Annotated in this window: 15 protein-coding genes; 1 reads left to right on the top strand and 14 read right to left on the bottom strand. The window is 68.9% G+C overall.

Features of this window, described 5'->3' with window-relative positions; genetic code table 11:
* Positions 1-122 precede the first annotated feature (122 nt).
* Genes IM660_RS08900 through IM660_RS08865 form a run of 8 tightly spaced genes read right to left on the bottom strand, consistent with a single transcriptional unit; the run spans position 123 to position 7,809 of the window.
* Positions 123-761, bottom strand: coding sequence for a hypothetical protein (locus IM660_RS08900; protein ID WP_193498963.1), 639 nt, complete (start codon positions 759-761; stop codon positions 123-125).
* Between the two features lie 20 nt (positions 762-781).
* Complete coding sequence (locus tag IM660_RS08895; RefSeq protein ID WP_193498962.1) at positions 782-1,216, bottom strand: DUF2752 domain-containing protein; 435 nt, start codon at positions 1,214-1,216, stop codon at positions 782-784.
* 5 nt (positions 1,217-1,221) lie between these two features.
* The gene (locus IM660_RS08890; protein WP_193498961.1) at positions 1,222-1,506 is read right to left on the bottom strand and encodes an HGxxPAAW family protein; all 285 of its coding nucleotides are present in this window, start codon (positions 1,504-1,506) and stop codon (positions 1,222-1,224) included.
* Positions 1,507-1,548: 42 nt separating this feature from the next.
* The gene (locus IM660_RS08885) at positions 1,549-2,163 is read right to left on the bottom strand and encodes a Trp biosynthesis-associated membrane protein (protein ID WP_193498960.1); all 615 of its coding nucleotides are present in this window, start codon (positions 2,161-2,163) and stop codon (positions 1,549-1,551) included.
* Positions 2,164-2,166: 3 nt separating this feature from the next.
* Positions 2,167-3,762: an anthranilate synthase component I gene (locus IM660_RS08880; protein WP_193498959.1), complete on the bottom strand. Its 1,596-nt coding sequence runs from the start codon at positions 3,760-3,762 to the stop codon at positions 2,167-2,169.
* Positions 3,762-4,121: a phosphoribosyl-AMP cyclohydrolase gene (gene hisI / locus IM660_RS08875; RefSeq protein WP_193499311.1), complete on the bottom strand. Its 360-nt coding sequence runs from the start codon at positions 4,119-4,121 to the stop codon at positions 3,762-3,764. The genes IM660_RS08880 and hisI overlap by 1 nt, the downstream gene beginning before the upstream one ends.
* A 41-nt stretch (positions 4,122-4,162) precedes the next feature.
* Entirely contained in the window at positions 4,163-5,953 is a 1,791-nt protein-coding gene (locus IM660_RS08870; protein WP_193498958.1) for an ABC transporter ATP-binding protein, read from the bottom strand.
* The gene (locus tag IM660_RS08865) at positions 5,950-7,809 is read right to left on the bottom strand and encodes an ABC transporter ATP-binding protein (RefSeq protein ID WP_193498957.1); all 1,860 of its coding nucleotides are present in this window, start codon (positions 7,807-7,809) and stop codon (positions 5,950-5,952) included. The genes IM660_RS08870 and IM660_RS08865 overlap by 4 nt, the downstream gene beginning before the upstream one ends.
* A gap of 165 nt (positions 7,810-7,974) precedes the next feature.
* Here IM660_RS08865 and IM660_RS08860 point away from each other — a divergent pair, with 165 nt between their 5' ends.
* On the top strand, positions 7,975-8,604 hold the full coding sequence (locus IM660_RS08860; protein ID WP_193498956.1) for a TIGR03085 family metal-binding protein: 630 nt from the start codon (positions 7,975-7,977) through the stop codon (positions 8,602-8,604).
* Between the two features lie 15 nt (positions 8,605-8,619).
* On the opposite strand, the gene hisF is transcribed toward IM660_RS08860, so the two are convergent.
* The 6 genes from hisF to IM660_RS08830 all read right to left on the bottom strand — a co-directional run bounded on the left by hisF (position 8,620) and on the right by IM660_RS08830 (position 13,477).
* On the bottom strand, positions 8,620-9,390 hold the full coding sequence (gene hisF / locus IM660_RS08855) for an imidazole glycerol phosphate synthase subunit HisF (RefSeq protein WP_193498955.1): 771 nt from the start codon (positions 9,388-9,390) through the stop codon (positions 8,620-8,622).
* On the bottom strand, positions 9,387-10,265 hold the full coding sequence (locus IM660_RS08850) for an FKBP-type peptidyl-prolyl cis-trans isomerase (RefSeq protein ID WP_193498954.1): 879 nt from the start codon (positions 10,263-10,265) through the stop codon (positions 9,387-9,389). The genes hisF and IM660_RS08850 overlap by 4 nt, the downstream gene beginning before the upstream one ends.
* 74 nt (positions 10,266-10,339) lie before the next feature.
* On the bottom strand, positions 10,340-11,731 hold the full coding sequence (pafA, locus tag IM660_RS08845; protein ID WP_193498953.1) for a Pup--protein ligase: 1,392 nt from the start codon (positions 11,729-11,731) through the stop codon (positions 10,340-10,342).
* The gene (prcA, locus tag IM660_RS08840) at positions 11,728-12,456 is read right to left on the bottom strand and encodes a proteasome subunit alpha (RefSeq protein WP_193498952.1); all 729 of its coding nucleotides are present in this window, start codon (positions 12,454-12,456) and stop codon (positions 11,728-11,730) included. Before prcA ends, pafA begins: the two co-directional genes overlap by 4 nt.
* Positions 12,453-13,289 (bottom strand): proteasome subunit beta, encoded by an 837-nt coding sequence (prcB, locus tag IM660_RS08835; protein WP_193498951.1) that lies wholly within the window; start codon positions 13,287-13,289, stop codon positions 12,453-12,455. Before prcB ends, prcA begins: the two co-directional genes overlap by 4 nt.
* The gene (locus tag IM660_RS08830; protein WP_193498950.1) at positions 13,286-13,477 is read right to left on the bottom strand and encodes a ubiquitin-like protein Pup; all 192 of its coding nucleotides are present in this window, start codon (positions 13,475-13,477) and stop codon (positions 13,286-13,288) included. Before IM660_RS08830 ends, prcB begins: the two co-directional genes overlap by 4 nt.
* Positions 13,478-13,487: the final 10 nt, after the last annotated feature.

Genomic DNA, 13,487 nt, shown 5'->3' with positions numbered 1-13,487 from the left:
CCGCCTCTCCTCGGTTCGATGACCATCGTAGGACGTGACTGGGGGTGCCGATCACTCGTCTCACGAGCGCCCTCATCCCTCCAGACTTCGCCACCCAGGTCAGGCGTCGCCCAGGGAGTGGTCTACAAGGCGCCGAGCAGGCTCAGGCCCGCGACCACAATGCTGAACAGGATCGCGGCGAATCCAAGGATCATTCCCGCCATCGCCATACCACCGTTGGATGCCTGACCAGCGGCGACGGCATTGCGAGCCCTGACCCCGAGGAGCACCGCAGCGAGGCCCAGCAGGCCTCCGATCATCCATAGACAGCTCAGGACCACTCCACCGATCCCCAGTCCTAGGGCCCAGCCACCGAGGGAGTTGTTGGACGAGCTCACCGGCGGGTAGCCGCCGTACCCGGCCTGGTTGCCTGCAGCCCCGTAGGGTCCAGGCGCCCCGTAGCTTCCTGCGCCCCCGTACACGCCGGGCTGGGCGTACCCGCCTGCCGGCTGGCCGTAAGGCCCAGGGGGTGCGGGCGGACCGGGCGGTCCGGGCGGTCCCGGTGGGGCGGGGGGTCCGGGCGGCATACCCTGGCCTGCTCCCGGTCCCGGCGCGCTGTTCCACGGTGGCTGTGCCTCGCTGCCGCCCTGCCCAGTCCCGTAGGGCCCGTACTGGGAGGAGGATCCGGACGGAGAGGACTGCTGCCCTCCGGTGTGACTGCCGGTGCCGTCGGGGTCTGAATCCGAGAAGTACGACCCGTAGGGATTGGTGGGGTGATTCACATGTGCTCCTGCATCGGGTCTTACGGTGACAGAAAGGGGGCGAGAAAAGGAATGTTGCGCAGCACTCCGAAGACGACCACAGCGACGGCGAGTGCCGGGTACACGGCATCGGGGATCCGCAGCGGCGACTGCCCGCGCCAGGAACGGACCATCCACACCGCCCAGGCCACGGCGGCCAGTGGGAGAAGCACCGTGAGCATCGGGTTCACCGACCACGCGGCCGCGACATCGGCGTGGGCCAGCGCGGCGGTCGTGCGCAACCCACCGCACATCGGGCAGTAGAGACCCGTCAGCGCGAGCAGTGGGCACAGTACCGGCCCTCCTGCCTGCGGTTGCATGAGCACAACCAGACCGGTACCAGCGGCGAGAACGCCGCCGATCGCCGTCGGGGCCACGCGGTCTCGACGCACCCGCTCGCCCACGGATGCCCCCGCGTGCGTTCCGCCGGTCGCCACGCCCATCATCGCCGCGAGCGGCGTACCTGTCCCAGTCCGGCGGCCCGCAGGGACAGACTGACGATCCCGCCGAGCACAAACAGCCCGGCACCGACGGCGATCAGCGGCATCGACGGAAGGACGAAGCCAACCCCGGCCACAGTGGTCGCGACGACCCCGGCCAGGAAGAAGACCCAGGCAGCAACCGTACGGCCGTGATTCTGCGGGGGCGATGCAGGCGGACGGATCTGCTCGGCCGAGCCGGTGACTGCCACGGACTGTGCCGCACCGGAGCGTGCTGAGGTGGTCATGAGTCGTGCCCTTCGTCCGCCAGATGGTGTTCTGGTACCAGCCTACCGGTCGGAGGGGTCCTCACCGCGGCTCAACGCGTCCCAGTCCGCCATCCTGGTAGCGCGCCCAAGCTGCCCGGATTCCTCATCCGGGTCAGGTGCGCGCTCGTAGCGCCGAGCGGCTGCGCGCCAGCTGCCCATCCGCCAGGGCAGGAGCGTGCCGACGAGTGCGACGGTCGCACCGGCCACGAGCGCCAGCCAGGGCCAGACCGTGGTCGTCACGGCCCCACCGAGCTCACGCACTCCGGTCATGTCCGCGGCCACGGACTGTACCGGCGTCTGCGGATCCCGCAGGAAAGCCACGACCGCGACGATCGCGCCGAGTCCACCGAGTGCTGCGGCCACAGCTGCCACGACACGCGCGACCCGGCCGGCCAAGCCGATCACCAGACCAGCCACGATCACCACCAGCGCCAGGCTAGGGACCAGCGGGGCGCCATCAGCTCCGGACACTGATGCCGTCCCGCCGGCGCCGATCGTGGTGCGTACCGGGGCGTGGGCCCACGTCGGCAGGCTGAGCACGAGCAGCAGCGCTCCCACCGCCAGCAGCACCAGCACCGCGGTCCGGCGTCCGACACTGCGGCGATGCGGCTCGGAGGTACTCCTGGACGCGATCACGCCTTATTCCACCTCCGCCACTGCGGACGCGATCTGGACCGCTCGGACGGCTGCGGCGGCCTTGTTCCGGGTCTCCCAGTACTCGTCCTCAGGATCGGAGTCGGCCACCAGCCCGCCGCCGGCCTGCACACTGGCCCTGCCGCCGCAGATCAGTGCGGTCCGGATCGCAATCGCCATGTCGAGGTCACCTGCGAGGTCGAAGTAGCCCACGGTGCCCCCGTAGATACCCCGCCGGGCAGGTTCCAGCTCGTCGATGAGGGCGATCGCCCGTGGCTTCGGTGCACCGGAGAGGGTGCCGGCCGGGAACGTCGCTGTCAGCACGTCAACGGCCGAGGCATCCTCACGCACGGTGCCCACCACGGTGGAGCTCATGTGCATGATGTGGCTGAACCGCTTGATCTCCATGAACTCCACGACGGCGACCGAGCCCGCCTCGCAGACGCGACCGAGGTCGTTGCGGGCCAGATCCACCAGCATCAGGTGCTCAGCCCGCTCCTTCGGGTCGGCCAGCAGTTCTTCGGCGTGCCGCCGATCCTCCCCGGGGTTGCGACCGCGTGGCCGCGATCCCGCGATCGGAAAACTCTGCGCTTCCCGGCCCGTCACCTTCACCAGCGTCTCCGGGCTGGATCCGACCACGTGGAACTCCCCGCCATCGGCATCGGCCAGGTGCAGGAAGTACATGTACGGGCTCGGGTTGATGGTGCGCAGCACGCGGTAGACATCGAGCGGGTCGGCCGGGCAGTCGAGGTCGAGGCGCTGGGACAGCACCACCTGGAACACCTCGCCGTCGCGAATCGCCTGCTTCGCTGCCTGGACGCCGGCGGCGTAGTCCTCCCGAGCGGTCCGGAACTGCAGTTCGGGCTGCTCAACATCGGTCGCGCGCAGTGCGTGGGATCGAGTCGGCGCCACCAGCTGCTCCTGCATCGAGTCCAGGCGGGCGACAGCGTCGGCGTGCGCCTCGTCGACGCGTGCATCGGAGTCGTCGGTATTGATCGCATTGGCGATCAACCACACGTCACCGGTGTGGTGGTCGATCGCGGCCATGTCGCCCACCAGGCACAGCGCGACGTCCGGGACGTCGAGCTCGTCGGGTGGAACCGCCGGCAACGTCGGCTCCCAGTGGTGCACCACGTCCCAACCGAGTGAACCGACCAATCCACCGGTCAACGGTGGCAGGTGCGGCAGGCTCGGGGTGTGTAGCGCCGCCAGCGCCCCGCGCAGAACACTGAGCACGTTCCCCTCGGTGGGAACCGACACCGGCACATCACCGGTCCAGTGCGCCTGCCCGTCCCGTTCGGTGAGGATCGCCCGGGCCGTCACACCGATGAAGGACCACCGCGACCACGCGCCGTCGGAGGCGGACTCGAGCACGAACGTGCCCGGACGCCCCGAGGAGAGCTGACGGTACAACCCGACAGGCGTGACGTCGTCGGCGAGCAGGCGACGTACCACCGGGATCACGCGGCGATGGGTGGCCATCTCACGGAACTCCGGGAGGGTGGGCCAGGTCGCCCCCCAGGGCGGAGGAGCGGGCAATGCGCCAGCGGGAGAGTCGGTTGCGGGATCAGCCGGTGCGGTTGATTCCGTGGACTCAGTCATCATGCCTCCCGGCTCAACGGCAGCAGGCCACCGGCCTGGAAGCAGCTGCGCGTCCCCGTGTGGCAGGCGGGGCCTATCTGCTCCACGCGCAGCAGCAGGGCATCACCATCGCAGTCGATCGCCACCGACCGGACGTACTGGACGTGGCCGGAGGTGTCGCCCTTGCGCCAGTACTCCTGCCGGGACCGGGACCAGTACGTCACCCGGCCCTCGGTGAGGGTGCGCCGCAGCGCTTCGTCGTTCATCCACGCCACCATCAGCACCTCGCCGGAGTCGTCGTCCTGCACGACGACGCACACGAGGCCCTGATCATTGCGGGAGAGTCGCCCGGCGACTTCCGGATCCAGGGTGAGGCTCACATCGGACACCCCCCGATCCTGCCACGTCTGCGTGGCTACCCTCACGCGCTGGCCACGATCCACGAAGCGTGCATCCGCGCGTAGACACCGTCATTGGCCGCGAGCTCGTCATGGCGACCTACCTCGACCACCCGGCCGGCATCCACCACCACGACCATGTCGGCGGACTCGGCCGTGGAGAGCCGGTGCGCGATCGCCACCGAGGTCCGGCCCTGCGTGAGACGCGCCAGTGCAGTGCTGATCCGCTGCTCCGTGGCCGGGTCGACGGCGGAGGTCGCCTCGTCCAGGACAAGCACGTCCGCGTCGGCCAGGTAGGCGCGTGCGATGGCCACGAGCTGGCGCTCACCTGCCGAGAGCGCCTCACCGCGCTGCCCTACTTCGGTCCCCACCCCACCTGGAAGGGACGCAACCCAGTCATCCAGACCGAGCGTACGCAGCACCTCGGTGACGTCCACCGAGCGGGTCCGGTCCTTGTTCCCATAGGCGATGTTCTCTTCGATCGTGCCCTCGAACAGGAACCCTTCCTGCGGCACCATCACCACCCGGTCCCGTAGATCGGACAGGGCGAGCTGACGCAGATCGGTACCGTTCAGCTGGACCGATCCGGCGGCCGGATCCATCATCCGGGTCAGCAACTTGGCCAGTGTGGTCTTCCCGGACCCGGTCTCGCCGACGATCGCCACCCGCGCTCCGGATTCGATGGTCAGAGTGACGTCCTTCAAGACACGTTCACCGCCCGGGTACGCAAACGAGACGTCCTGGAAGCGGAGCTCGGCCGGCCCACGTGGCCCGGCTGGTGCAGGATGCTCCGGATCGGTCACGTCCAACGGCGTGTGCAGCACCGTGATGACCCTGCGCCACCCGGCCACCGCGTTCTGCATCTCGTTGAGGACCTCGGTGGCAGACTGCACCGGCCCGACGAAGAGCTGGACGAGGAACAGGAACGCGAGCAGCCCCCCGACCGTGATCTCGCCCCCGATGCCGAGCATCGTGCCCACCACCACGACCGCTGCCAAGGCCAGTCCGGACAGCAGCACCCCGGCGGAGAACGCGACGGCCGCGAGGGTTTGGGCCCGGACGGCCGAACGGCGGTGATCATCGATCGCGGTATCCACCCGGCGCTGTGTACGTTCATCGGCTCCGTACGCGCGGATCGTCTGCGCGCCGACAACCGACTCCGAGATCCGGCCCAGCATGATGCCGACCCGCTCACGCACCTCGCCGTAGGCGCGGCTGAGTGCCCGCTGCGCTCGTGGTGCCAGGATGAGCATCGGCGCGACGGCGAGCCACACCACGAGCGTCAGCTGCCACGAGTACACCAGCATCGCCACCGTGGCAGCCGCGATCTGCAGGGAAGACAGCAGCAGCATCATCCCGCCCCACTGCACGAACATCGAGATCGTGTCGACGTCGGAGGTGACGCGCGACACCAGCGCTCCTCGCCGTTCGGTGTTCTGGGTCAGGACCGACAGGTCGTGCACGTGCCGGAACGCCTTGACTCGCAGCTGGGCCAGCCCAGCTTCCGCCGCCCGGAAGAGGCGGATGTTCACCCAAGTGGTGCACGCCGAGGTGAGCAGGAGACCGACAGCGGCCACGGCGCACAACTGCAGCACCAACGGCACATTCACACCGCCGTCGGCAAACAGGCCCCGGTCGGTGGTGAGCTGGACCGCCATCGGCACGATGACCTTGCCGGCCGTGGCGACGATGGCCAGCAATGCGGAGACCACGATGCCGTCTTTGATCGCCGGTGAGATCCGGATGCCCTCGCGGAGGGTCGCCAGCACTCCGAGGGAGGAGGTCTGCTCGATCTGAGCGCTCGGCTGACTCATCGACTGGCCTCGGTACGCTCGTCACGATCCCGCTGGTAGGCGGTCACGAGGCGCCGGTACCCGGCATCGGCGGCCAGCAGATCGTCATGCGAACCCATACCCGTCACCTGCCCACGGTCCAGGTGCAGCACCGTGTCGGCGAGAGCGATGGTGGCGTTGCGGTAGGCCACCATCACCACCGTCACATCACCGGCGATCTCGCGCAGCCCGGTGAGGATCGACTGCTCCACCACGGGGTCCAGCGCCGACGTGGCGTCATCGAGCAGGAGCAAGCGGGGGCGCCGGATCAGTGCCCGGGCGATCGCCAAGCGCTGCCGCTGTCCGCCCGAGAGACTGGCACCCCGCTCCCCGATCACGGTGTCGAGCCCATCGGGGAGTGCATCGACGAAGGCGTCCGCGCAGGCGATCCGCAGCGCCTTCCAGACCTCCTCGTCGGTGAATGGGCGATCAGCAGGGCCGTCGCCGAGGGTGACGTTGTCGCGGACGGTGTCCTCGAACACGAACGCTTGCTGGGCCACCAACGCGACGGTGGCGGTGCGGTGAGCGCTGCACAGGTCGCGCACGTCCACACCGTCGTAGCGCACCACTCCCTCGGACGGGTCACGGAGCCTGGCAAGCAGGTCGACCAGCGAGGACTTGCCAGCACCGGTGCGGCCGACGATGGCGAGCGTGTGACCGGCCGGCACGGCGAATCCCACCTCGCGCACAATCGTCCGCTCGCCGTGTGGTGAGTCGGTATCGGGTACGCGCAGCGTCACCGACTCCGCGTCCAGGCGCATACCACCGCCACCCGAGAGCACACGCTGGCCCTCCGGGAGGTACCCGCGAGCGTCGATCACCCGGGAGATCCGGTCGTGACCCACCAGCGACCGCGGCAGGTCACCCAGGACGAACCCGATGGCGCGTACCGGGATCGCGAGCACGGTCAGCAGGTAGGAGGCAGTGACCACATCTCCCGTCCCGATGTGGCCCGACGAGACCCGAATGGCTCCGAGCGCCAGGACCACCAGGGTCGCCAACGCGGGGAGCAGATCGATGACCGGGTCAAAGACCGACCGGATCCGGCCCACGCGGACGTTCGCCCGCCTCAGCCGGTCCGCAGCCGCCGCGAAACGCTCCTCCTCGACGTCAACGGTTCCCAGCGACTTCACGACAGCCGCAGCCTCAAAACTCTCGTGGGCCACATCAGAGACAACAGCGCGTTCATGCTGCACCTCAGTGACCGCCGGTGCCATCTTCCGGCGGTACACCGCATTCGCCACCAAGATCAGCGGCAGCATGCTGATCCCGATGGCACCGAGGACAGGATCGGCGGCGAGCATCGCACCACTGGCCACGAGGATCATGGCGATCACCCCGAGAGCGAACGGCAACGGCCCGAACACGAACCCGGCGGTCTCCGCATCAGCATTCGCGTTGGAGAGCAGCTGCCCGGCCGGGTGCTTGCGATGCCAGGTCATCGGCAACCGCAGATACTGACGCGTCACAGCCCGGCGATGCCCGGCCTGGACCCCGAGCGCACCCACCCCGGCGAAGGTACGCCGCAGCGCAACTCCGACAGCAGTGGCGACAGCGATGACCAGCAGGGCGACGCCGGCCAACCATGGGGTGCCCGGACTGACGCCGCCGGTCAGCGCGGGAACGACAATCTGGTCGGTCACCTGACCGAGGGCCCACCCCGAGGCCACGAGTGCCACGCCGTAGCCGACGCTCGCACCGATCGCGATCGTGAACGCACGCGGCTGAGATCTCAGGCCACGGCCCAGTAGGAGCAAGGAACGGCGTATGGCGCTGCCGGCCAAGGCATGAGGTCTGTCAGGGTCTGAACGATCCGGGCCGGATGGCACGGTGGGCATGCGGAGATGACTCCCTCGAGGAGGTGTAAAGCGAACGGCCGGGCAGACGGCACGGCACCAGGACGGAACGAACTTTCCTATCCTGGCACACCGACCCGGCACCGTGGCCCGCACGTCGACCGCCGGGCCGTCCCGCATGCCATCCACGTATGCCAGGCTGTGCTCATGTGGGCACAACGTGAGCAGCACGCACTTCTCGAGACGATGCGGGCAGCAGGCCCCGACGCACCGACTCTGTGCGAAGGCTGGCAGACCCGCCACCTGGCGGCCCACCTGTACCTGCGCGGTCATCGCCCATGGGCGCTGCTGCGCGGCGCCGATGCCGCCATCGACGAGTTGTCCACCACGCTGACCGAGCCGCACTCCTACGAGGACCTGCTGGCTGAGTTCTCCGGGAGTGGACCCGGAATGTCGGGCCTCGTATCCCTGCCGCTCCTGGGCGACCGTGCCGATGAAACCGCCAACCACCTCGAATACCTCGTGCACCACGAGGACGTGCGCCGCGCCGGAGAACGACCGACCGATCCCCGCGCTCTCCCGGCGGAGCAGGAGCTGGCCATCTGGAACGCCACGGTGGCGATGGCGCGCCTGGCCTACCGCTCGGCACCGACTGGCGTGGTCCTCGTGTGGCCGGGTGGTCCGCGTGCTCAGGTCCGGAAGGACAGCGACAGCGTCGCCCTCGTAGGGGAACCGGTCGAGCAGGCGCTCTACGCCTTCGGGCGCCGTGACCACGCCGACCTCACCCTGCGTGGCGCACCGGACGCCGTCGCCAGGATGCGGGACTGGGCCGCCTGACTCGTGGCGCCGGCCCTACCGGACCGGGAAGCCTGCCTCGCGCAGCGCTGCCTTGACCTGACCGACGCTCAGCGCACCGAAGTGGAAGACGCTCGCCGCAAGCAGAGCGTCCGCACCTGCCCGGGCAGCGTCGACGAAATGCTCGACGGTCCCGGCGCCGCCACTGGCGATCAGCGGGACGCTCACCTCCGAACGCACGCGGGTGATCATCTCCAGGTCGAATCCCGAGGTGGTGCCGTCCGCGTCGATCGAGTTCAGGAGCACCTCGCCCACGCCGAGTTCCTCGGCTCGGCGCACCCACTCGATCGCGTCGAGCCCCGTCCCGCGACGGCCTCCGTGCGTGGTGACCTCGAATCCTGAGGGCGTCGTGACACCCTCGCGAGTGCGCCGGGCATCCACGGAGAGCACAAGCACCTGCGAGCCGTACCGGGCTGCGATCTCCGCGATGAGCTCGGGCCTGGCGATCGCCGCAGTGTTCACTCCCACCTTGTCCGCGCCTGCGCGCAGCAGCGCATCGACATCCTGGGTGCTGCGCACTCCCCCGCCGACAGTGAGCGGCACGAACACCTGTTCAGCCGTCCGCGAGACCATCTCCAGGGTGGTGGCACGCCCGTCGGTGGAGGCACTGACGTCGAGGAAGGTCACCTCGTCGGCGGTCTCCGCGTCGTAGCGGCGAGCGAGCTCAACCGGGTCGCCGGCATCGCGGAGGTTCTCGAAGTTGACGCCCTTGACCACACGCCCGGCGTCGACGTCCAGACACGGCACCACGCGGATCGCGACCGTCATGACTCCTCCGCCCCGTCGCCGGCGTCGGACCCGGCCGAGCCCTCGGTGCCGTCCAGCGCGGACACGGCAAGCACATCGATCACATAGACGAGCGTATCGTCCCCGAACGCCTGCGAGGGGGGCACGATCAGCATCACCTGAGATCCAACCGGGGCGTCAACGAGACCGTTCTGCCACCCCTCGATCAACCCCGTGAACGCGATCGTGGTCGGTCCTTCCCCGCTGGACCAGGTGCCGTCGACCACCTCCCCGCTCTCCCAGGAGACTGCGGTGTAGCGCACCGTGACCGCCATCTCCTCCTGGACCTGCGGCCCGTCACCGCGTCTGAGCGTGACCACCTCCAGCTCCGAGGGTGGCTCGGAGCCGGGGATCTGCACCGACGGTGCTCCGGACTCGTCGAATGTGACGGTCGGTGCTCCCTCGGGCGGATCGACCTCCTCGCCCCACGCGCGTGTGTGCCGGACGTCATACACGAGCACCGACGGCTCCGGGCGATCGGCCGTCCCGAGTTCGACCCGGAGCAGCCGAGAGCCCTCCGGGGTGCCCAGGAGGTCCTCGTAGAGAGGGCCTGCCTCATCTTCGGTCACGCGCAGCGTCTGCGGCTGTGACCCGAAATTGCTCACCTCGACCTCGCCGGTCTCGGCGCTGACCGCCAAGTAGGAGACCAGCGCCAGGTCGCCCTCGGCCAGCGCGGGTCCGTCGCCCTCGATGACGGTGCGCGTGCCGGACTCGGTCACCGCCAGCGGCGTATCGAATTGGACGTGCGGTCGCGCGCCGAAATCGCCGGCAACCTCCACCTGTTCCACCGCGGGGGGCTCGGGTTCGGCATCGGGCTGAGTGCACCCGGCCAGAAGGAGCGCCAAGACGGCTGTCACGAGAACGAGGCGGGGCGCGCGAGGGGCGGGCAAGCGACCTCCGGGCAGGCTTGAGCGGAACACGAGGGCAGATCCTACGCTCCCGCGGTGGGAGTACCACCGCCAGGCTCGAGGCTCGCGATCAGCCGGGCGACACGCTCGTCCTCGGAACGGAACGGATCCTTGCACAACACGGTCCGGCCGGCGCCGTCGTTGAGCTTGAGGTGCACCCAGTCGACCGTGTAGTCACGTCGGCGGGCTGTGGCCGCCTGCACGAACTCGCCCCGGAGCTTGGCCCGCGTGGTCTGCGGGGGCTGCTCGGACGCCGTCCTGATCTGCTCGTCGGTGACCACCCTCGTGACCATGTCCCGGTCGGTCAGCTTGGCGAAGAGGCCGTCGGTGCGTGAGATGTCGTGGTAGGCCAGGTCCAGACGCAGCACCCTCGGGTCCGAGAGCGGGACGCCGTGCGCCTGGGAGTAGCGGTCAAGGAGCCGTTTCTTGATGGCCCAGTCGAGGTCCCGGTCCACGAGCGTGGTGTCCTGCTGACGCAGCGCCTTCAGACCGCGCGACCAGAGCTCGACCACCTGGTCGTCGTGAGGTCGCTTATCGGTCGTGGACAGGTAGTCTCGCACCCGGTCCAGATACACCTGCTGAACCTCCACAGCGGTGTAGCGTGCCCCGCTGGCCAGAGTCACCGATGTGGTGGCGGTGATGTCGTGGGAGATCTCCCGCAGCGCCCGAACAGCGTTCTCCAGACTGAGGTCCGGGAACTGCTGCCCGGCCTCCAGCATGCGCAGCAGCAGATCCGTCATGCCGACCTTGAGCAGCGTAGTCGTCTCCGACATCGACGAATCTCCGGAGATCACATGCAGGCGCCGGTACCGGTCGGCGTCGGCGTGGGGTTCGTCCCGGGTGTTGATGATCGGTCGGGAGCGGGTCGTCGCCGAGCTTGTCGCTTCCCACAGGTGATCGGCCCGCTGGGAGAAGCAGTAGAGCGGGCCGCGGGAGGTGACCTGGATGTGCCCGGCACCGGTGAGCACCTGGCGGGTGATGAGAAACGGCACCAGCACCTCCGCCAGCCGGGCGAAGTCCCCACGGCGGCGGATCAGGTAGTTCTCGTGGCAGCCGAAAGAGTTCCCGGCGGAGTCCACGTTGTTCTTGAACAGGTGCACCCGTCCATCGATGCCATCGGCGTCGAGGCGCTGCTGGGCGTCCGCGACGAGCCCTTCGAGGATGCGCTCACCTGCCTTGTCGTGAGCGACCAGCTGGGTCAGGTCGTCACACTCGGCAGTCGCATACTCCGGATGAGATCCGACATCCAGGTAGAGCCGCGCCCCGTTTCCGAGGAAGACGTTGGACGACCGCCCCCAGGCCACGACCTTGCGGAACAGGTACCGTGCCACCTCCTCCGCGGACAGTCCCCGGCCCTCCGGTGCCGCGCAGGTGACACCGAACTCGGTCTCCAGGCCGAAGATACGCCGGCTCATGCGCCCGTGCCACCTGCGGGGCCACCTGGTGCATCGCTGTCCAGCAACTCGGCAAGAGCGCCGGCGTCCAGCCGGCGAAAGGTCCGGCGACGGCGGGCACGGTCGAGCACGGCAGCCTCCAGCTCCGGAGCGGGAATCCGGCGCTGCTTCCCGGATGAGTCAGTCCCCAACGTGCCGACGGCCAGCACCAGCACCTCTGCCAGGCTCATGCCCGGGCGCCACGACTCACCGATGCGGTGACCGAGCTGGTCGGCCGCTCCCCCCATGACGACGTATCCGGACTCATCCGCGACCGATCCGTCATAGCCGAGCCGGTAGATCTGGTCCCGCGACTGGTCCGAACCGACCTCGGCGACGGCGATCTCCACCTCGAGCGGCTTGGACTCGGTGGTGAACACCGATCCCAGCGTCTGGGCGTAGGCGTTCGCCAGCCCCCGCGCATTGACGTCGCTGCGGTCGTAGGAGTAGCCGCGCAGATCGGCGTACCGGACACCGGCCACCCGCAAGTTCTCGAACTCGTTGTACTTGCCGACCGCCGCGAAGGCGATCCGGTCGTAGATCTCGCTGATCTTGTGCAATGCCCGCGAGGGGTTCTCGGTGATGAACGCGATACCGCCCTCGTAACCGATCACGACGACGGAACGGCCGCGGGCGATGCCCTTACGTGCGAAGTCCGCCCGGTCTTTCATCAGCTGCTCGGGCGAGACGTAGAAGGGTTGCGTCATGCCTGCCTCCTCCGTTCGGGCAGCTCGAGGAGCCGCGCGACCACCTCCGCCAGCTCCGCGTCGGACACGCGTTGGTAGCCTTCGTCGTCGACACGCGCCACGATCGGGTAGATGCCGCGTTCGACGTCAGGGCCGCCGGTGGCCGAATCCTCCTCGGCGGCGTCCATCAGCGCGTGCACGACCGCCTCAACCCCGTCCTCGACGCTCATTCCCGGACGCCAGAGCTTCTTCAGTGATCCCTTGGCGTGGACCGAGCCGGAGCCGATGCTGTGGTACTCGATCTCCTCGTAGCGGCCGCCGACGACGTCGTAGGAGAAGATCCGGCCCACCCGGCTGCCGGGGTCGTATCCGCCGAACAGCGGCAGGGCGACGAGGCCGCGCAGCGCCAACGCGAGGTTCCCGCGCACCATCGCGCCCAGTCTGTTCGCCTTTCCCTCGAGCGAGAGCAGTGTTCCCTCGATCTTCTCGTAGTGCTCCAGTTCCAGCTGGAACAGCCGCACGAGATCGACCGCGACCCCGGCGGTACCGGCGATCCCGATAGCGGAGAACTCGTCCGCGGCGAAAACCTTCTCCATGTGCCGGTGGGCGATGGCCGACCCCATGGTCGCGCGCCGATCACCGGCCATCACAATCCCGTCCTCGACCGCGACCGCGACGATCGTCGTGGCGTGCGGGGAGTCGGTCACCACCTGGCTCCCATCCCCGCCGTGGGTACCGCCAGGGAGAAGTTCGGGCGCGTGGGAGGCGAGAAACTCCACGAACGAGGCGCTTCCAGGGCGGGTGAAGGCGGCTGGCAGCCGATCGGGGTACTGCTCCCGGGCACCGGCGGTCATTGCCCGCCCTTCTGCACGAATCCGCGGACGAACGACTCCGCGTTGGTCTCGAGTACGTCGTCGATCTCCTCCAGCAGGGAGTCGACCTCGGTGTCGCGTGACTGAGCCCCACTGCTGGCCGGGGGTGGTGCCTGATCGTCATCGGGACGGGGGTCTGGGTGACGTTGGTCGAACTGTCGTGGCGACATCGAGGCTCCG

The organism is Ruania alkalisoli (assembly GCF_014960965.1).
GTDB classification, from domain to species: domain Bacteria; phylum Actinomycetota; class Actinomycetes; order Actinomycetales; family Beutenbergiaceae; genus Ruania; species Ruania alkalisoli.
Note: the sequence above shows the minus strand (reverse complement) of the source record. Positions and strands in the feature narration are given on the sequence as shown.

What these genes read in the sequence shown, in the direction of transcription:
- IM660_RS08890 (WP_193498961.1), bottom strand. Translation starts at nt 1,506, where the DNA reads ATGACCACCTCAGCACGCTCCGGTGCGGCACAGTCCGTGGCAGTCACC.
- IM660_RS08880 (WP_193498959.1), bottom strand. Translation starts at nt 3,762, where the DNA reads ATGACTGAGTCCACGGAATCAACCGCACCGGCTGATCCCGCAACCGAC.
- IM660_RS08870 (WP_193498958.1), bottom strand. Translation starts at nt 5,953, where the DNA reads ATGAGTCAGCCGAGCGCTCAGATCGAGCAGACCTCCTCCCTCGGAGTG.
- IM660_RS08865 (WP_193498957.1), bottom strand. Translation starts at nt 7,809, where the DNA reads ATGCCCACCGTGCCATCCGGCCCGGATCGTTCAGACCCTGACAGACCT.
- IM660_RS08860 (WP_193498956.1), top strand. Translation starts at nt 7,975, where the DNA reads ATGTGGGCACAACGTGAGCAGCACGCACTTCTCGAGACGATGCGGGCA.
- hisF (WP_193498955.1), bottom strand. Translation starts at nt 9,390, where the DNA reads ATGACGGTCGCGATCCGCGTGGTGCCGTGTCTGGACGTCGACGCCGGG.
- pafA (WP_193498953.1), bottom strand. Translation starts at nt 11,731, where the DNA reads ATGAGCCGGCGTATCTTCGGCCTGGAGACCGAGTTCGGTGTCACCTGC.
- prcA (WP_193498952.1), bottom strand. Translation starts at nt 12,456, where the DNA reads ATGACGCAACCCTTCTACGTCTCGCCCGAGCAGCTGATGAAAGACCGG.
- prcB (WP_193498951.1), bottom strand. Translation starts at nt 13,289, where the DNA reads ATGACCGCCGGTGCCCGGGAGCAGTACCCCGATCGGCTGCCAGCCGCC.
- IM660_RS08830 (WP_193498950.1), bottom strand. Translation starts at nt 13,477, where the DNA reads ATGTCGCCACGACAGTTCGACCAACGTCACCCAGACCCCCGTCCCGAT.